Below are 15,174 nucleotides of genomic sequence, written 5' to 3' on the forward strand. Positions count from 1 at the left end.
GCCGTCCAGTAATAAATGTGTATCCTGGTCACTGCGGTGATAACTCCGGGCAATCGCCCGTACAACCGCACTCATCACCGAATCCGGTGTTCGGGTCCATGCCATCCCGGTCGGTAACAGGCCATTGAGAGCAGAGGTATATTCTGCCACGCTGTATGGTTTCATGTGTAAGTCACCTTCCCTCTCAGTGGTAAGTGGCCCACCGGCAACGTGATATTGTCAGTCGGCGAGGTGATCACAAAGCCTGCTGTGCCCGATACGTCAGCAATGGCATATTGCAGTTCAGAGAGCAGAATACGTCCCGTGCCATCCGGGTTACCACTTTCAAACAACACGTTATCAATCGCGTCATTAATACGACCGGTCACCTCTGTCCCCACATGAGAAAGGCCACTAATCGTAAAGTTAAGCAAATGCTTGATAGGGGATAATACCCAGACCAACGCCGTGACGGGCTGCAAAATATAAAGATGGTCAGCCACGCGCAATTGGTCCCCGGTGGCATGAACGGCATACGATTCCTGTGAGGAAACCCCATCTTTGCCGACAGGAAAGCCATCGTGCCCGTTGTTATCACACATGATATAGACGCCCACCGTACCGGCGCCGGCCGCTCTCGGCCTGACCCAGACGCGGGTAATCCCCGGAACAGACAGCGCCCACTGTTTGTAGTCATCATCAGAGCCACCCTGTGGCGTACCCTGATAGGCCAGCAACATACGGGAACGGAAATCCGCCTCACTTTCGATATCTGCCCCGCCGGTAATCGGCATTATCGCCGTACCTTCCACATCAACACCCGCCAGGCTCTGATCCAGTGTTAATAGCGTGCCTGCCGGGGCGTTCCCTGCTGCACCCCCGCCGGAATCATCTTCGGTGTTCTCTGGTAAGAGTGCCATCAGCCTAACAACCCCGTGTCCCTGCGTATCAATGCGGGTTTCTGTCACGGTCTGATACTGATAGCCATCTCCCCGGTTCAGCCTTGTTTGCGCGGGAATCATCGTTCCTGCCACGCCAGTGAACTGATAATGGTCACACTGGGCGGCGGTGGCTGGTTTGCGGAAGATTTTCTTTAACGCGGCCCAGCCTGCCAACCATTCGTCGGTAGCCGTAAACGGGGTGGTTTGTCGGGCCATGTAATCAAGATAACCGTAATGCAGGTGTGCCATGCCGGCATCCATATCCGCCAGTACGCCCATATTGGAAAAGCGTAGTAACGGGCCGGTTTTCTGTAATTCTGACTGTAAATAACTGCGGTTCTGTGCCCTAAGTTCGGTCAGGGTCTTTCGTTTAAACGGCATTTTCTCGCTCCCATACCCAGAAAAAACGCAGGTCTTCGTTATTCCGCCCCGGACGCTGATAACGGATCATCATATTCAGTCGGTCAGGCCAGACAATCTGTGTGTGGATATCAATCGCAGACGCCACACCATCGTCCAGCATCCATTGCAGGGCTTCACGGGCGTAATCTTCCGCTGTCAGCGCCACAGCCGTCGTCAGTTTTTGTCGGTGTAACAGCCATAACCGGGAGCCGATTTGATAATCCGCACTACTGTCTCCCCACCATCCCCGGCGATCAGTGCCGTCAATGGCATCATCGGCTCTGGCCTGCCGGTCCGTAAACAGACTGATAATGATGGCGGTTTGCAGGTCATTGCCGGTAACGATATCCCCACGCCCGGCTAACCAGTCAGCGTGGATATTTTTCACATTCCACCAGGAGGTGATATCACTCATTTGACCGTCTCTCCCGTTATCTGGCTGTGTACCGTGGAGTCACCCGCTCTCACCCCCGAGACAGGATGCATATGACGATTGTAGCTATCCCGTAACTGTTTCATCGTGGTGGTATTGGTGTTGCAGTTGTCGATAACATTACCGGTGACTTTGAGCACCGGGGTATTGAGCAGCACTTCAGTTGAGGCGTTAACAGTGACTCTAGCTGCATTATTCACAGTAACAGGCTGCCCTTTCGCTTCAACGATTATTCCCAATTCTGTCAGCAAAATATGCAACCCCCACTGGTTATACACCACCACTTCACCGGGATTTAACCCCTGATGCCGGTACTGTTGATGGTTGCTGCCAATCACCACTGCATTAGAACGGTCACCGCCTAAAAACGCCAGCACCACATCAGTATTCGCCGGTAATCCGGAGGAAAAACCAAACTCCGCTATCCGGTGGGTATTGTCCCGGACTTCCATTTCAGTCTGATACTGAATTTGCTGGATGACCCCCTTATCATTACAAGTGGTGACCCGACCTAAACCGAGCATCATCATAGCCCGGCGATATAAATTCTTAACGTCCATCACGTCAGTAACCTCCATTGCGCAGTTCCATCAGGGTGGAATAAAATTCATACGGCTGGACAGTAAAGGCAGCCGGCGGCATCAGGGTCAGTTCTGTCCGGGTGCCATCGTCTTTATTGCGCACATACGACACTTCAGACAGCAGCCACTGCTCAGACTCCAGCCCAAAAACCGGCAAGTGGATCGGTATCAGGGTATTGGGTGTCCACAACGTCCCGCTGACATCCCGCCAGCTGTCGACCAGCACTTTAAGCACCTTAGAACGCCCATAACGACGGTTCATTTCCCAGTCAATGGCTTCCTGCTGGCGCTGATGTGAGTACAATGTACTCTCGATGATGGTGACATAATTGCGGTAACGCATCTTTTCGGCTTCCGGGTCCTGGGCACTGGCGATTTCGACCGCCTGATACCCTTGTCCGGACGAGAGTTCGCTGAGTCCGCTGACATTCATGGACAGCCCGATGTATTCGGAGAACCGCTCGTTCATGGAAGACTGATAGTCCGCCAGTTCAATGTTTTTGCCCTGCGCCACCCCACTGGCCGCCACTTTATCGCTGACGCGGGTCAGGAATAAATTCCCATCCGGCGTGTCGTAATACAGTAGAGCGGACCAGCGAGTAATGCGGTCAATGATCTCCTGTGAGGATTCGCCCCAGTTCAGGGTAAACTGCGGTAGCGGCTCCATGTCCGCCACATCCGAGGTCACATCAATGCCATACCACTGCGCCAGTTTCTGGGCAATCTGCAATGCTGTCGCCCGACTAATGACGTTCTGCGGCCATTTGGCTGAACAATCCACTAAATCCTGACATTTACTGCGACCGGTCACCCGTATCTGGTGGGTACTTTTGTTAATGGAAGAATTCCAGATATCGATATAACCCGTTATCACCGGGTCATTACCCAGCAGCACCTGACAGGGTTGTCCGGCCTCGACCTGTTGTTTTTCATCACTGCCGGGGTAATAGTCCATCAGCATCAGTTCAAAATCAGACGGTAACCGTTCAATGCCCCGCGTGACGCGCACACTGTCCCAGCCATAAATCGCCTTGCCGCCAATCACCAGCGACAGTTCATCCTGTTTTTTCATTGTCTGAGTGCCTTAAATCGGGTAGGCATAAAAGCCGGGTGACGGGGATCCGTGGCCTGTATCAGTTCATCACTGCGTCCGGCATCCTGATAAATCCGGTTCGCCACTGTCAGGGCAGGCAGAACCGCCGGCAGACTAAACTGGGCTAACCGTCCTGACTCCGCACCTTTTAATTCTGCACTGGTCATAAACTCATGCCGCAAGGCCATCAAAGACTGATACACCTCATCCACACCCAAATCACCGGCCATCACCAGCGCCGTATCCAGTGCCTGACAGACCCGCGTTTGTAAATCATGGGCTTCCTGATTGCTGGACGGGGTAAAGTCACTGGCAACCTGCACCATCGCCCCCACTGACAGGACAACCAACAACAACACGGTCATTTCCGTGATATGGCGGTCAACCGCGCCCTGCTGATAGCGGGTGTTCTGAAACGCTGCTAATGCCTCGAAAATCGCTACTTTCTCATCCACACTGCCGGCAGAATCAATAATCGCGATCACGACCTGCCCGGCGGCCTCGCTGAAGGTTTCCACGGTGTGGGCAGCGTGCAGTTTATCCAGTCTGTCGGTAATGGTTTTGCGACTCATCACCACCGTGGCTGTGGTTTTTCTGATGATGTCGGCTTCATTGTGCTGCCGGTCATCCCGTGACCGCAGACCCGTAGCCCCGGAAACGGTGCCACCAATTTTTCCGCGCTGATAGCGCCCGTAACGTTCACTGCCGAAGGTGGTTTTCAGCATATCGCTGAGATTGGTCACTTCATCCATTGACCGGGTCACCATGCCGATCCACTGGTTCGCGGTCTGTTTAATAATCCGTATGCCCTGTGTCACCGAACGGATTTCACCCCGGACCATCGCGATATATTTCGCCAGCGTGGTGGTATAGGTTTGTAACCAGTGCTTTTTCACCTCAGTGGCGGATTTGGTACTGTTGGTGATCGCAAAGACTTTCAGCCCCGATTCAATTACGGTGAGTGTGAACTCAAATACCCGGCCAAACTCCTTGCTCTCATTCATGCGCAGACCACTTTCGGTCACACTGACCGTCAGCTCTCCCAGTGTCGGATGGACTAAGGTCCCCGTCGAGCCGGTTTCACAGGCGGCCACCAGATTTTTACGCTGGGTGATCACATCCGGCGCGTGATACACCGCGCTGTCCTGAATAATAAAACCGCGCAATGTGATCCGCCGGGTGGCCCGGCCTAAATCCTCCAGCCACGCCGTATCACGATACGGGTATTCATGCACCGCCTGACGGCGACCGAAGACACTTTCCCCGGAGACCACCGCAAACGGCACCCCCCGGAACGAAGCCGGATGCAGATGTTCAGCACACTGCCATGACGCATCACTGCCACCCCCCAACAGGGAAGAAACGGCATCTTTAATAAAAGCCATGCGAGACCTCTTTTTTAGGGCGAAAAAAAACCGCACTCGGCGGCCTTAAAAATGAAAAACCCGCCGAAGCGGGTTAGTTATGGTTTCTTCATGTATAGATTTAGCAAGAACATAATGACAGGCATTGCTATTGAAAATAGTAATAGAGTCAAAAACCATATCTTAAGAACACCGATTTTTGCATCCACTTGCTCAGAACTTGATTTTTTCTCTATGGATGAAGACATATCACTCATCCTCTGTAATATCAAGGCAACATCATTATTGTTTGCCTTGCTCTCTACAGTTGAAGAAAGGCTATCCATTTTTTGTAGCACTAAAGCAACATCGGCAGTGTTTGCTTTACTTTCTACAGACGAAGAGATGTTATCCATTTTTTGCAAAATCAAAGCGACGTCAGTTTTAACTATACCAACATCACTGGTAATTGTTTTCAGATCAGACTTCATATCACTCATGGTAGCCTTGATATGTTCAACATCTGACTCAAGTTTTGCCACTCTCGCTTCCATATCACCACCTCCACCGCCGTTACCATTCTTTAATGGTGAATGATTATCAGGATGATGTCCATCATTTGCAGGAACATTGGACGCTAGCTTTTTCCCACTAGAAAAAGAAATAATGTTAGAGTTTTCAGGATTCATTCTGCTCTCCTTTGAGAATAACTCTAAAGTGAGCTTCCGTTTCGTGCAGAATCTTATTTATCTCATCAGCACTAGCTATAGCAATTTTAATAGTATGAACACCAATACTCATCATTCTGACTAAAAGATCAGCACGGAGAAATCCCGGAACGTCAGCAGGGTCTGCCTCATCATCATTTGCTGTAACAGGAACCTCTACTGGCGACTCTTTTAAGATAGTTGTACCATTTTTATCAATGATATCTAATGAAATCAGATACTTTTTTAACTGCTCAAGCCCAACAAAAGCAGCCGCAACCGTTACTTTTGTATCAACGGGTAATTTTTCACATTGAAAATTAAGAATAGGTCCTTCATTACCATCCACGTCTTTAGCCGCTGGAAAAATGAAAGCTATCTTTTCTCTACGTTCCATTTTCTCTCCTGCATCAAATAGTCTATCGAAAGATACTACATTACTCGTTCTGATGCTTGAACGGAAATTGTCCAAATTGTGAAAAGGGAAACGGCTTATTTTTGTGCTGACTATGAAGGCGTCATGAAATGCAGATCAAAGCCCGTAGGGTCTATTTCCTCTACTCTGGCTTTTTATGGGATTCCGGGTATGCAATTGGTTAAAAGAATTCCAGTACCTTCTTCACCAATGTTGAGGGCTATCGCTATTGATGATGAATTCACTCTAATCGAAGCAGAGTTACTGAGGTTAGTGTAAAAAGTTTCTGACGGAAAAGTCTCTATTCTTAAACGACTAATAGAAATTTCAGGTGATTCCTCGCCATTTTTGAACAATGAGAATGCTATTGCTTTAACTTTGGTACTCCCAGCGATACCCACCAAAGCACCGTCCCATCCTTCAATTTCTTTGCCTTCCTTTAAATTACGTGCTTCGCATTCATAACCGCCATCAATAATATAATGATGACCATCAGCATCAATTCCAATACCAGTACCAGTACCGATGTTAGCAGCAGCCCCCATTGAGATCAGGAGAGCGACTACACAAACAATCGATTTTAACATTTAGCACCTCATTAAATGTCAATTTGGTTTAATTATAGCTGCTTATATAAATAAATCCCTTACCGCTAACTTAAGAGTATTTCATCGACGTTGTGACTTTCCCGGCAGAATTTGACTGAATTTTTTGTCGTTCTCCGGTTTTATCATTGAACAAATTAATATCGACGGTGATAGTTTTATCACCAATAGCTTCTCGAACCGCCTGTGCAATTCTTTTACCCATTTCTTCATCGCGCTCAACCTGCTTATTCTGTCCGTAGAGTGAGGGGAGTGGCTGCTGTTGTTGCTCTTGCTGTGGTGGCTTTTTCTTATTGGTATTTTTTTCAGCAATTGCGGCGCCAGCCTTCATGTATTTCTTAACTTTGGGAACATAATTGCGTGTTTCCGGTGGCATGTTCCTTATGCTGCCTCTTCTCTCCAGTCTTCCAATACCTCCGTTATAAGCCGCCAACATCCCGTCTGTACTACCGGTTTTCTGACGTAACAAGCTGAGATATTTAGCAGCTGCTTCAGCTGATTTGTACGGATCAAGGGCATCACTTCTGCTTAATCCCTGCTCTTTGGCAGTATCGGGCATAAACTGGAACATTCCCATAGCTCGCTCCCCCGTATATGTCATTGGCCCAATCTTACTGGGATCTCCTGACGATTCAGTCATAGCCACACCGTGCAGCAAACCGGATTCGTGACCGTATTTCTTCTCCAGCATGGCAAAATAATCAGACATGGATTCCAGTAATGCCGCGCCTTTAAGCTTTGACGGATTAGGATAATCAGGTGCTTCTACTTTTTGTGCTACTGGTATCTGCTTGGCAACCTCTTTAGCTTCATGGGCTTTTTTCTGCTTTTCCCATGACTCACTGTATTTATCATCCAGTTTCTTTTGCAAGCCTTCATCTGGCTTATTAACGGTCAGAGACAATCTTTCTTTAAACGTTAACTGCTTCTTAAATTCGTCATCCCTGAGCGCACGTTGCCGAATATCATTCTCTTTATTTCCGTGGTAAAAGTTGTCGGCGGTGTCTTTCTCTCGCTTCTTATATTCCTCAACAGACTGCATCTGTGGACTGGCTTTGGTTGCTTTGCTTTTATCCAAAAACCATGTCGCACTCCCTATTTTTACTCGGTTCCAAATGCCGTCAACCCTTGCGCCCAGCTCATTGGCTTCCGTATTAAAATCCGTGAGCTTTTGATTTTCTTCCGTCGTGCGACTCTGACCATTTTTTACCGACTTATCCAATCGCTCCTGTATCTTATTTTCACGAATTAACGTCAAAACATCCGGTGTTAACCCCAATTTATTGGATAACCTGAACTGCGTTTCGGAGGGCATATTGGGAAATTTTTTGGCGATTTCCAATAATGTCGGAAGGGTATCCGCTGAACCGTCTTTGGTGGTGTGTATCGGAATGTTAAGATTATTTAATTCTGCCAGTACAGAGGGATTTTCACCCCGTTGCGCTGAATTCAAGACGTTAAATAAGTTTTGAACAGACTGTTGGGCATCATCAGCATCCGCCCCGATTTGCACTAATGCACCGGTGAGCTTAGAGGTATCTTCAATGGACATGGCCGTATTTTTAGAGAGGGTATCAAGATTATTAGCCTCCCTGCCCATCTCCCTGAGCGTCTTATACCCGGCAGTCATCCCACCAACAACGCCCCCGATACCACCAAACAGCCCCATTTTTGATGTCAGTCCACTGTATTTTGTAAACAGTTCACCAAAATTCTTCAGCGGCGGGATCATGTCACCGATATTCTGGACGTTATCCTGCGCATAACGAGACATGTCTCGCAATTGGTTACTCAGTCCACCTGTGGTTTCCAGTGTTTCGCTACCGCCGAACCGCAGTGCTTCCCGCGTAGAACCCAGCAAGGGGTTTAACTGCTTAATTCTGGCTTCGATTTCAGCTAATGCTTTTGTTGCGTTTTCATCTGCATTTAATTCAAAGTCAAATACGTTACCCATTGCGCTATTCCGCCTGATTAATCCGGTTTGCCTGTTCAACCCACCAATTCAGCCGCGTCCGACTCAGGAGCCACGCATCCTGTGGCCCCCAGTGATAAAAATAGGTCACATCCGCCGCTAATTGCTGCCACTGTCGGAGGGTGTGTAAGCCAAAAAAGAGGTCAAAAAGACCTCACACTCCCGAAAATCCGTGATAGCCATCTTTTTTAACACGGTATCAGTGAGTTGAGTTTGTGATACCAGTGCAATTAACAGCCGCATAGCCGCTAACGGATTGGATTTCCGATCGGCCTCATAGAATTGCTCCACTTCGATGAGTGTCGGTTCACGCAGATGAATTTCCTGATAAATCTCCTTGCCGTCATTACTCTCAATGGGTTTACTTAATTGCACAATCTTGGTCTTTTCCATGTGAATTCCTTAGTTTTCAGTGACTGAAATGCCTTCCCAACGAACTTCAAACTCCGCATCTTCGCTCTTCACTTCCTGCGTGTTCACAGTCCACAAGCCTTCACCGATGATGGTCTTGCCGTTCGCCAGTTCCGCCACGATGGTGACGTTGGTCTGGTTGTTAAAATCCGCCACCGTCGTACCACCGCTGTCACGTACCCGACAGGAGATATACGGGGCATTGGGTTTTTCTTTGTACCCGTGCACATAATCCATACCGGTTAATGTTTCACGGGTGACGGTCGAGGGACTGTAGGTAAAATCCCCAACCACCATAATGGAGATCCCGTTAACGCTGACATAAGCCGTGCCTGCCAGCCGGTTAGTGGTATTTCCCATGAGGGTTCCTTATGAAGTGGGTTGCAGTCGGAACTGGTTTAACAGAGCAAAAACGCGCAACTGATTAATCAGGGTGCCTGTCCAGAGAACATCGAGCCGGTTCGGGTTCTGGGCGTTAATTTCCACCTTCAACCCTTCCGCAAAGGCTTTTGAGTCCTGCACGTAGCCGTTGTATTCCAGTGTCTTGTATTGGGCGATCAACTCTGCCCTGACAATATTGGGCGTCACAATCGCCGAGCCGGGGGCGAAACGGGTGCCATTTGCCGCCAGTTTCATCCGACCCAGCTTTGACGTAATTTGGGTGCGGATATAGCGCGAGACGTACATCAGCAAAAACAGCGTTTCTATCTGAAGATAGCTGTCATCGTTATCGCCATACGGGTTTTTCTGGTAGGTACTGATGAGGTTCTCAATTTGTACCGTGCCATCATCCGCTACCGTAAACGTGGAAATGCCACTGTGCAGCAGGTTATTGCGGTCCATCAGGTCAAGCTGATGTTCTGCGGCGGGCGATAATACCCCTGCCACCGGTAAGGTTTGCAGCGGCCTGCCGGGGTCATTTCGGAGACTCGGTGCCACTGCGCCGGTGATAGCCGCCGCCCAGATATAATCTGGAGTCGGGGATTTTGTCACCCCTAACAGCGTTTCATGCTGATTGTTGCGACGCTCGCCCGCATTGGCTAACTCGCCATAGGTGCCACTGACCACGCTGAACGCATGACCGTACAATTGCTGCTCCCATGACCAGCGCCCGCCGGTATCAGACAGGAAGGCTTTGACTTCATCCAGTGACACGGTATCGGTGTACGGGTTAACGATAAAATCAAACGTCCGGTCATTTAAATTCGCCAGACCGTCTTTCAGCTCGGGTGCGCCTGCGCCCCCGGTCATCGGTGTAATGCGTAAGGCCATCCTGGTGGGTGTCTCTTCCCCGCCGGCTTGTCCACGGAAATTGAGACTGATATCAATCCCGTTACCGTGCGCCCCTTTGTTTTTGGCAAACAAGGTGACGGTGTTAATGGTCGCCGCCGCTTTCACCGGTAAGGCCGCCTTACGGTTAATCGCCGCTGCTAAGGATTCGGCCACCTGCGCCGGTTTATCGGTCGCCATCACCGCAAGCTGCACACGCTGCCCGGCAATATACAGCGAAATCACTCCCGAATAAGTCGGCATAGAGGTAATTTCAATCGCCCCCCGGGCTGCTATTTGGCTTTCACTGTCTTTTAGCGGCAATACCCAGAGTTCCGCCGCAACATCATTCGCCAGATACGCGGTCGTCATACCATGCAGCAAGGAGCCATGCCCGAACTGAGAGGCGGCTTGCTCTGCCGACGAAATCCGCACCGGAATAGCCGGTTTTGCGGAGGCTGTGTCCAACATCTGACCGAGGAGCAATGAACGCTGGGTCGCGGTCGCACTGTTCGCCATCGAGTTATCAAATTCCACGAAAAACAGCGGCGTTCTGAGATTATTGGGAATACGGGAAAACGGAATCGCCATTATTCAGCCTCCTGAGTGCCTTTTTTGGCAGGTTTAACTTCTTCTACCGGCTGACAGATTTCAACGTCACCGTCTCTCACGCGACGATGCCAGAATAACGTGTCCGGCACGTAAGCACCGGCGTCGGGCAAAGGTTCGCCCTTAACCGGACAGCGTACCAGCCGCCCGGCAACAGGTTTGACAAACATAGGATTACTCCAGATTAATTCGGATATGGGGTTCAGGGGTGTGTTCCGGCATGGCAATCGTGACATCAATGCCATCCAGTGAATGCGTCTCAATCGGGTAAAAATCCTCCGGTCCCTGATAGTATTCAATATCAATATCCATCAGAAGCTGAGCGAAATGCCCCTCGCCACTGGCATCAATATCAATCTGTGACCGGATTTCGGAAAACTGCTGCACCACTTTTGTTAATTCATAGCCATTGATGACCGCCCGTTCGATTTGCTCGCGCAGGGCTTCCAGTGCCAGTTCTGCCTGCTCAGCACCACCTTCCAAATCATCATCAAACGCTTCCAGACGTCCGGTAACTCTGACGGTGGTAGTGGTATGAAACTGCGGGGCATTGCGGCCTAACGATTTCTTATGGTCAAACGGAGTCTACACCAGAATGCAGGGATAATCCTCACTCCGGGTTGACCAGTCACGCGGGGAATAAACACGGGACTGGGCATGAGTTTTCCCTATTAGTGCCTGAACAACCAGACTGCGTAGTTGAGAAGCATTCATTTTTTCACCACCCGGTTAAGTTGCAGATGCGTCCCGCCGTGGCTGTCTGGCTGGACATCGTTCACCACAAATTCGGTCTCAAGGCGATAGATAAAGACCCGATCCCCTTGCTTCGGTGGTACTTTAAACACCACATCACGGATACCCAGCACAGGTTTGGTGGTATTGATACCACTATCGCCGTCAAGGGATTCCACCTGCTGAGTGTAGGCGCGGTCAAACACGCCCATGATATCGTAAGGTTTACCTTGCTTAGGCCGCCAGTTCACCTTCTCGCCAAACTGCTTATGCAAAGGCGCAAGCAGATGTTTATCCCAGTCAATCGGCATCAGGCCTCCTGTGAACTGCGGGATAATAACTGCGCCCTTAAGTCATCCAGACGCACAATAACGCCCAACGCAAGCAGGCGTTCAGCCTCGCCACCGAAGATGGGTATAACCGTATTTTCCGGGTAATCCACGCCGTTATGCCGGACAGTACGGCCCCTCACCACGACAAATTCAGGGGTTTCCTGACCATCAGCTTGTGTATCGTTGTCTGATTCTTCAGGTAATGCAGACTGTATATCTGGTGAATTAACCGCGTCTGTCGGGTCGGTTTGTAATTCGGGCGGTAATCCGCCCAGTTCCGATTGAGGTTTCTTTGCCATATCACACCACCGTTGCGCACAGGGCCGCATTTACCCGGCTGGGAATGACCAGCGGAGCAGACTGCACCATCAGGAAACGCTGTGCGGGATCTTCCTGTAACCACGATTTCGGGGCATACGCCATTGGGCCATAGTTAAAAGCCGGATCAAGGATGGCACCAAAGGCACGGGTGCCCATCAAATCGGCACCGGACATAATGACCGTACCCTCCGGTAGCATTGGTTTTTCTTTACCATCCACCGGGTCGATAAACCAGTCGTTGTAGACCCACAAATCAAACTGCCCCCAACGGCCTTTATAAACCGCGCCCTTCTGCACCTGCGTACCGGGGTTGATTTGGTTACCATACGGGTTTAATGCCGGAAATTTGATGGCGCTGTCAGTGATGGTGGTATCCAGACGGAACGCATTCCATGACTTCGTGGTAAAGACTAAATCGGTCGGTACGGCACCGGAGTTTTTCAGGATACGCTGCGACCACTCCTCAATATCCTGCGTCGGCTGGGTGTTGGTTTTGCCTGCATCGACCTTTGTCGGCCATTTATCACTGCCACTTAACGTCACCGTCAAATCCGCAGAGCGCCCGAAATTAACCACTTTCGTTTCGTAACCTTCCCCCGCTACGGTGATAGTCCCGGTGACCATTGCACTGGCAGCCATCCACTCTAACCGTCTGTTAATCATATCAATTTGGTCGGCTAGCTCAAATTGGATGTTAAGCATCTCACGCTCAGCCGCGGTATATTGTCCACCAATGCGCTCACCGATCTGGCGGCGAATGGGTTTGCGCAGGTCTGGTGCGCGCTTGTCTTTGATGTACGCTGGTTTAAAGCTGTTGGTCTGGAATTTACGCGACTCGACCAGTTTACCTTCCACTAACGGGGAAACGAACGGAGCCATACGGCGCAGACCGACATTCACGTCGATAGAGACTTCTTCGGTATCCGACTCCACAATATTGGGGAAAAACTTGTCCAGCAGCCAGTTCTGACTGGTGATCAGGTTCGGCACAACCTGCACTAACACGTTGGTATCATAGATATTATTCATACTGTTTCTCATGATAAAGACGTCACCATGCCTGCCGTGACCGACATAAGGACGTCTGTTTGAAAGTTAAATCAGGCGGTCACGCTGTCGCGCAGGAAAAGCGAGTATTTACGCAGGGCATCGGTCAGTTCAGGCAAAGGCCAGCTTTCATCATAGATGATACGGTGCTGATTGAATTCGCCCATCAGGTACACACCGCCACTGACACTGCTTTCCGAGGCATCCACGTTATCCACCAGAATGGCACATGGGATTTGGCTGCCGTCTGTGGCTGTTTTTTTGCAGAAGGTATACTCGCGAGTCCCGGTAATTTGCCCCAGCACCGCACCGCGTTGCAGTGTATTGCCTTTGGCGATGGTCACGCTATCCGTGACTAATTGCAGTTGCCCGGCAATCAGCTGATCGGGGACAAAAACCGACTGGCGAGCCCCCGGCTGAAACGGATTATTGGAAAACGCCGTCATGATTTAACTCCTCTGTTGGTGTCATATAAACGTGCCATTTGCTGAGCGATGGCAGAAGCAGAGCCTTTGGCGGGTTGTTGTGCGTCAGGCCCTAATCGTACCTGTTGTTCAGTCTGCATCCGGCTATCCAGCGTGACACGAGTCGCAGCAGGCTGAGTCACGCCCATCGCTTTCAGGGTATTAATCGCCTCACTCGCTGACATGCGGGTATTGAACGCCAGATGTGCCGCCATATCAGGACGACTTGCCGCATACTTACTACCAAAAATGGTAGCGCAACGTTTACGCTCGGCGCGGCGGCCTTTTTTGACGTCCTCGTTTTCGTCAGCATCGGGATCATCATCGTTATCATCCGCATCAGGGTCGTCGTCATCGTCTTCTGATTTGGCTTTCTTGGCTTTTTTCCCTTTTTTGCCTTTATTTTCATCCTCCTGCTCGTCGGCGTTTTCCTTTTCGTCCTCGTCTTCAGCATTTTCGTCGCGCTCGTCTTCTTCCGCCCGGCGGGATTTTGCCTTACACGCCTTTTCTTCTTCGTCGTGCTCATCAGTGGCACGGGCTTTAGCACCTAACAGGTGTGCAAATTTATACATGATTACATGACTCCAGCGTCTTTCATGAGTGTTTGAAATGCGACATCCGGGGGCGAGACTTCATCTGCCACCCCCGCCTGTACGCCCTCGTCTGCCAGATAACAGGCAGCTTGTGTCTTGCGGATGTGCTCTTCTGAGAGTCCGCGGTTACGGGAAACGGTGCGGACAAAAAGACGCCCCATTTCATCAACATCGTGTTGAATAGCCGCTTTGGCCTCCTCGCTCAGCGGCACATACGGATTGCTTTCGGCTTTGCGATCCCCGTAAGTGATGATGGTCACTTTCAGTCCGTCTTCTTTAATGTGCTGCGACCAATCACAGTGAATAACAATCACGCCCACTGAGCCAACACCGCCGGTACGCGGCACAATAATTCTGTCGGCGGCACTGGCAATGGCATACGCGGCGGAATAAGCGTTCTCGCTCAGAATGGCATGAATGGGTTTCTCACCCCGTGACTGATAAATCAGGTCGACCAAATCAAAGCAACCGGCCACTTCACCGCCGGGGGAATCAATATCTAAGCAGATACCTTTGACCGCCGGGTCATTCAGTGCCCGAAGAAACACCTGCCGAATGCCGTCATACCCGGTCATGCCGCTGTAAGGCCGCAATGAACCCAGTTTCTGAACTAACGTCCCCTGCACCGGGATCAGCGCAATACCCTCAAGGACATCATACCCGGCATCAGGTTTCGCCTTGCGGGAGAAATACTCATCGTCATCATCCCAGTCCATCCCGGCATGAATCCGGGTAATGCCGAAGCGGTCAGTTAATGCCGCCATCACGGTCATGCTCCCAATGATTAGATCTTGTGATAAACTCCCTACTTTTTATTCTGGGTGAGATATGGCTAAAGTGGATGTGATTTGTCGTTACTGTCATAAAACAAACGAGGTTAAAGGGCATGGAAAAGGACGTACTGGACATCCTCGCTATCACTGCT

General features: G+C 50.2%; 22 protein-coding genes. 1 reads left to right on the plus strand and 21 read right to left on the minus strand.

Going from position 1 to position 15,174, the window contains the following annotated elements; translation table 11 throughout:
• Positions 1-161 precede the first annotated feature (161 nt).
• From Xsto_RS18830 to Xsto_RS18925, 21 genes are all read right to left on the minus strand, one after another.
• A complete protein-coding gene (locus Xsto_RS18830) occupies positions 162-1,301 on the minus strand; it encodes a baseplate J/gp47 family protein (RefSeq protein ID WP_099126056.1) in 1,140 nt (379 codons plus the stop codon).
• The gene (locus tag Xsto_RS18835) at positions 1,291-1,737 is read right to left on the minus strand and encodes a phage GP46 family protein (protein ID WP_099126057.1); all 447 of its coding nucleotides are present in this window, start codon (positions 1,735-1,737) and stop codon (positions 1,291-1,293) included. Before Xsto_RS18835 ends, Xsto_RS18830 begins: the two co-directional genes overlap by 11 nt.
• Positions 1,734-2,333, minus strand: coding sequence for a phage baseplate assembly protein domain-containing protein (locus Xsto_RS18840; protein ID WP_244590452.1), 600 nt, complete (start codon positions 2,331-2,333; stop codon positions 1,734-1,736). The genes Xsto_RS18835 and Xsto_RS18840 overlap by 4 nt, the downstream gene beginning before the upstream one ends.
• Positions 2,320-3,408 carry a phage baseplate assembly protein gene (locus Xsto_RS18845; protein ID WP_099126058.1) on the minus strand — a complete coding sequence of 363 codons (1,089 nt, stop codon included), beginning with the start codon at positions 3,406-3,408 and terminating at the stop codon, positions 2,320-2,322. The genes Xsto_RS18840 and Xsto_RS18845 overlap by 14 nt, the downstream gene beginning before the upstream one ends.
• Complete coding sequence (locus Xsto_RS18850; RefSeq protein ID WP_099126059.1) at positions 3,405-4,814, minus strand: DNA circularization protein; 1,410 nt, start codon at positions 4,812-4,814, stop codon at positions 3,405-3,407. Before Xsto_RS18850 ends, Xsto_RS18845 begins: the two co-directional genes overlap by 4 nt.
• Before the next feature lie 77 nt (positions 4,815-4,891).
• The gene (locus Xsto_RS18855; protein ID WP_099126060.1) at positions 4,892-5,461 is read right to left on the minus strand and encodes a hypothetical protein; all 570 of its coding nucleotides are present in this window, start codon (positions 5,459-5,461) and stop codon (positions 4,892-4,894) included.
• On the minus strand, positions 5,451-5,876 hold the full coding sequence (locus tag Xsto_RS18860; protein ID WP_099126061.1) for a hypothetical protein: 426 nt from the start codon (positions 5,874-5,876) through the stop codon (positions 5,451-5,453). Before Xsto_RS18860 ends, Xsto_RS18855 begins: the two co-directional genes overlap by 11 nt.
• 173 nt (positions 5,877-6,049) lie before the next feature.
• Positions 6,050-6,481, minus strand: coding sequence for a hypothetical protein (locus Xsto_RS18865; RefSeq protein ID WP_099126062.1), 432 nt, complete (start codon positions 6,479-6,481; stop codon positions 6,050-6,052).
• Between the two features lie 70 nt (positions 6,482-6,551).
• Complete coding sequence (locus Xsto_RS18870) at positions 6,552-8,453, minus strand: lytic transglycosylase domain-containing protein (RefSeq protein WP_099126063.1); 1,902 nt, start codon at positions 8,451-8,453, stop codon at positions 6,552-6,554.
• A gap of 117 nt (positions 8,454-8,570) precedes the next feature.
• A complete protein-coding gene (locus tag Xsto_RS18875; RefSeq protein WP_099126064.1) occupies positions 8,571-8,864 on the minus strand; it encodes a phage tail assembly protein in 294 nt (97 codons plus the stop codon).
• A 9-nt stretch (positions 8,865-8,873) separates the two neighbouring features.
• Positions 8,874-9,242 carry a phage tail tube protein gene (locus tag Xsto_RS18880; protein WP_099126065.1) on the minus strand — a complete coding sequence of 123 codons (369 nt, stop codon included), beginning with the start codon at positions 9,240-9,242 and terminating at the stop codon, positions 8,874-8,876.
• A 9-nt stretch (positions 9,243-9,251) separates the two neighbouring features.
• On the minus strand, positions 9,252-10,742 hold the full coding sequence (locus Xsto_RS18885) for a phage tail sheath subtilisin-like domain-containing protein (RefSeq protein WP_099126066.1): 1,491 nt from the start codon (positions 10,740-10,742) through the stop codon (positions 9,252-9,254).
• Positions 10,742-10,930 carry a DUF2635 domain-containing protein gene (locus Xsto_RS18890; protein WP_099126067.1) on the minus strand — a complete coding sequence of 63 codons (189 nt, stop codon included), beginning with the start codon at positions 10,928-10,930 and terminating at the stop codon, positions 10,742-10,744. Before Xsto_RS18890 ends, Xsto_RS18885 begins: the two co-directional genes overlap by 1 nt.
• A 4-nt stretch (positions 10,931-10,934) precedes the next feature.
• Positions 10,935-11,243 carry a hypothetical protein gene (locus Xsto_RS22775; RefSeq protein ID WP_339955572.1) on the minus strand — a complete coding sequence of 103 codons (309 nt, stop codon included), beginning with the start codon at positions 11,241-11,243 and terminating at the stop codon, positions 10,935-10,937.
• Positions 11,244-11,345: 102 nt separating this feature from the next.
• Complete coding sequence (locus tag Xsto_RS22780) at positions 11,346-11,474, minus strand: hypothetical protein (RefSeq protein ID WP_339955573.1); 129 nt, start codon at positions 11,472-11,474, stop codon at positions 11,346-11,348.
• Positions 11,471-11,803, minus strand: coding sequence for a head-tail joining protein (locus Xsto_RS18900; RefSeq protein ID WP_099126068.1), 333 nt, complete (start codon positions 11,801-11,803; stop codon positions 11,471-11,473). The genes Xsto_RS22780 and Xsto_RS18900 overlap by 4 nt, the downstream gene beginning before the upstream one ends.
• Positions 11,803-12,123: a hypothetical protein gene (locus tag Xsto_RS18905; protein WP_099126069.1), complete on the minus strand. Its 321-nt coding sequence runs from the start codon at positions 12,121-12,123 to the stop codon at positions 11,803-11,805. Before Xsto_RS18905 ends, Xsto_RS18900 begins: the two co-directional genes overlap by 1 nt.
• Position 12,124: 1 nt before the next feature.
• Positions 12,125-13,174 carry a major capsid protein gene (locus Xsto_RS18910; RefSeq protein WP_099126070.1) on the minus strand — a complete coding sequence of 350 codons (1,050 nt, stop codon included), beginning with the start codon at positions 13,172-13,174 and terminating at the stop codon, positions 12,125-12,127.
• Between the two features lie 71 nt (positions 13,175-13,245).
• On the minus strand, positions 13,246-13,638 hold the full coding sequence (locus Xsto_RS18915) for a head decoration protein (protein WP_099126071.1): 393 nt from the start codon (positions 13,636-13,638) through the stop codon (positions 13,246-13,248).
• Positions 13,635-14,228: a hypothetical protein gene (locus Xsto_RS18920; protein ID WP_099126072.1), complete on the minus strand. Its 594-nt coding sequence runs from the start codon at positions 14,226-14,228 to the stop codon at positions 13,635-13,637. Before Xsto_RS18920 ends, Xsto_RS18915 begins: the two co-directional genes overlap by 4 nt.
• Positions 14,229-14,230: 2 nt before the next feature.
• Entirely contained in the window at positions 14,231-15,022 is a 792-nt protein-coding gene (locus Xsto_RS18925) for a S49 family peptidase (RefSeq protein ID WP_244590453.1), read from the minus strand.
• 55 nt (positions 15,023-15,077) lie between these two features.
• On the opposite strand from Xsto_RS18925, the gene Xsto_RS21250 reads away from it, so the two are divergent.
• On the plus strand, positions 15,078-15,174 hold a 97-nt coding region (locus tag Xsto_RS21250; RefSeq protein WP_339955557.1), incomplete at its 3' end, for an IS1 family transposase.

Source organism: Xenorhabdus stockiae, from assembly GCF_002632825.1.
GTDB classification, from domain to species: Bacteria; Pseudomonadota; Gammaproteobacteria; order Enterobacterales; family Enterobacteriaceae; genus Xenorhabdus; species Xenorhabdus stockiae.

Coding starts and splice junctions, on each gene's coding strand:
- Xsto_RS18830 (WP_099126056.1), bottom strand. CDS start 1,301: ATGCCGTTTAAACGAAAGACCCTGACCGAACTTAGGGCACAGAACCGC.
- Xsto_RS18835 (WP_099126057.1), bottom strand. CDS start 1,737: ATGAGTGATATCACCTCCTGGTGGAATGTGAAAAATATCCACGCTGAC.
- Xsto_RS18840 (WP_244590452.1), bottom strand. CDS start 2,333: ATGGAGGTTACTGACGTGATGGACGTTAAGAATTTATATCGCCGGGCT.
- Xsto_RS18845 (WP_099126058.1), bottom strand. CDS start 3,408: ATGAAAAAACAGGATGAACTGTCGCTGGTGATTGGCGGCAAGGCGATT.
- Xsto_RS18850 (WP_099126059.1), bottom strand. CDS start 4,814: ATGGCTTTTATTAAAGATGCCGTTTCTTCCCTGTTGGGGGGTGGCAGT.
- Xsto_RS18855 (WP_099126060.1), bottom strand. CDS start 5,461: ATGAATCCTGAAAACTCTAACATTATTTCTTTTTCTAGTGGGAAAAAG.
- Xsto_RS18860 (WP_099126061.1), bottom strand. CDS start 5,876: ATGGAACGTAGAGAAAAGATAGCTTTCATTTTTCCAGCGGCTAAAGAC.
- Xsto_RS18865 (WP_099126062.1), bottom strand. CDS start 6,481: ATGTTAAAATCGATTGTTTGTGTAGTCGCTCTCCTGATCTCAATGGGG.
- Xsto_RS18870 (WP_099126063.1), bottom strand. CDS start 8,453: ATGGGTAACGTATTTGACTTTGAATTAAATGCAGATGAAAACGCAACA.
- Xsto_RS18875 (WP_099126064.1), bottom strand. CDS start 8,864: ATGGAAAAGACCAAGATTGTGCAATTAAGTAAACCCATTGAGAGTAAT.
- Xsto_RS18880 (WP_099126065.1), bottom strand. CDS start 9,242: ATGGGAAATACCACTAACCGGCTGGCAGGCACGGCTTATGTCAGCGTT.
- Xsto_RS18885 (WP_099126066.1), bottom strand. CDS start 10,742: ATGGCGATTCCGTTTTCCCGTATTCCCAATAATCTCAGAACGCCGCTG.
- Xsto_RS18890 (WP_099126067.1), bottom strand. CDS start 10,930: ATGTTTGTCAAACCTGTTGCCGGGCGGCTGGTACGCTGTCCGGTTAAG.
- Xsto_RS22780 (WP_339955573.1), bottom strand. CDS start 11,474: ATGAATGCTTCTCAACTACGCAGTCTGGTTGTTCAGGCACTAATAGGG.
- Xsto_RS18900 (WP_099126068.1), bottom strand. CDS start 11,803: ATGCCGATTGACTGGGATAAACATCTGCTTGCGCCTTTGCATAAGCAG.
- Xsto_RS18905 (WP_099126069.1), bottom strand. CDS start 12,123: ATGGCAAAGAAACCTCAATCGGAACTGGGCGGATTACCGCCCGAATTA.
- Xsto_RS18910 (WP_099126070.1), bottom strand. CDS start 13,174: ATGAATAATATCTATGATACCAACGTGTTAGTGCAGGTTGTGCCGAAC.
- Xsto_RS18915 (WP_099126071.1), bottom strand. CDS start 13,638: ATGACGGCGTTTTCCAATAATCCGTTTCAGCCGGGGGCTCGCCAGTCG.
- Xsto_RS18920 (WP_099126072.1), bottom strand. CDS start 14,228: ATGTATAAATTTGCACACCTGTTAGGTGCTAAAGCCCGTGCCACTGAT.
- Xsto_RS18925 (WP_244590453.1), bottom strand. CDS start 15,022: ATGACCGTGATGGCGGCATTAACTGACCGCTTCGGCATTACCCGGATT.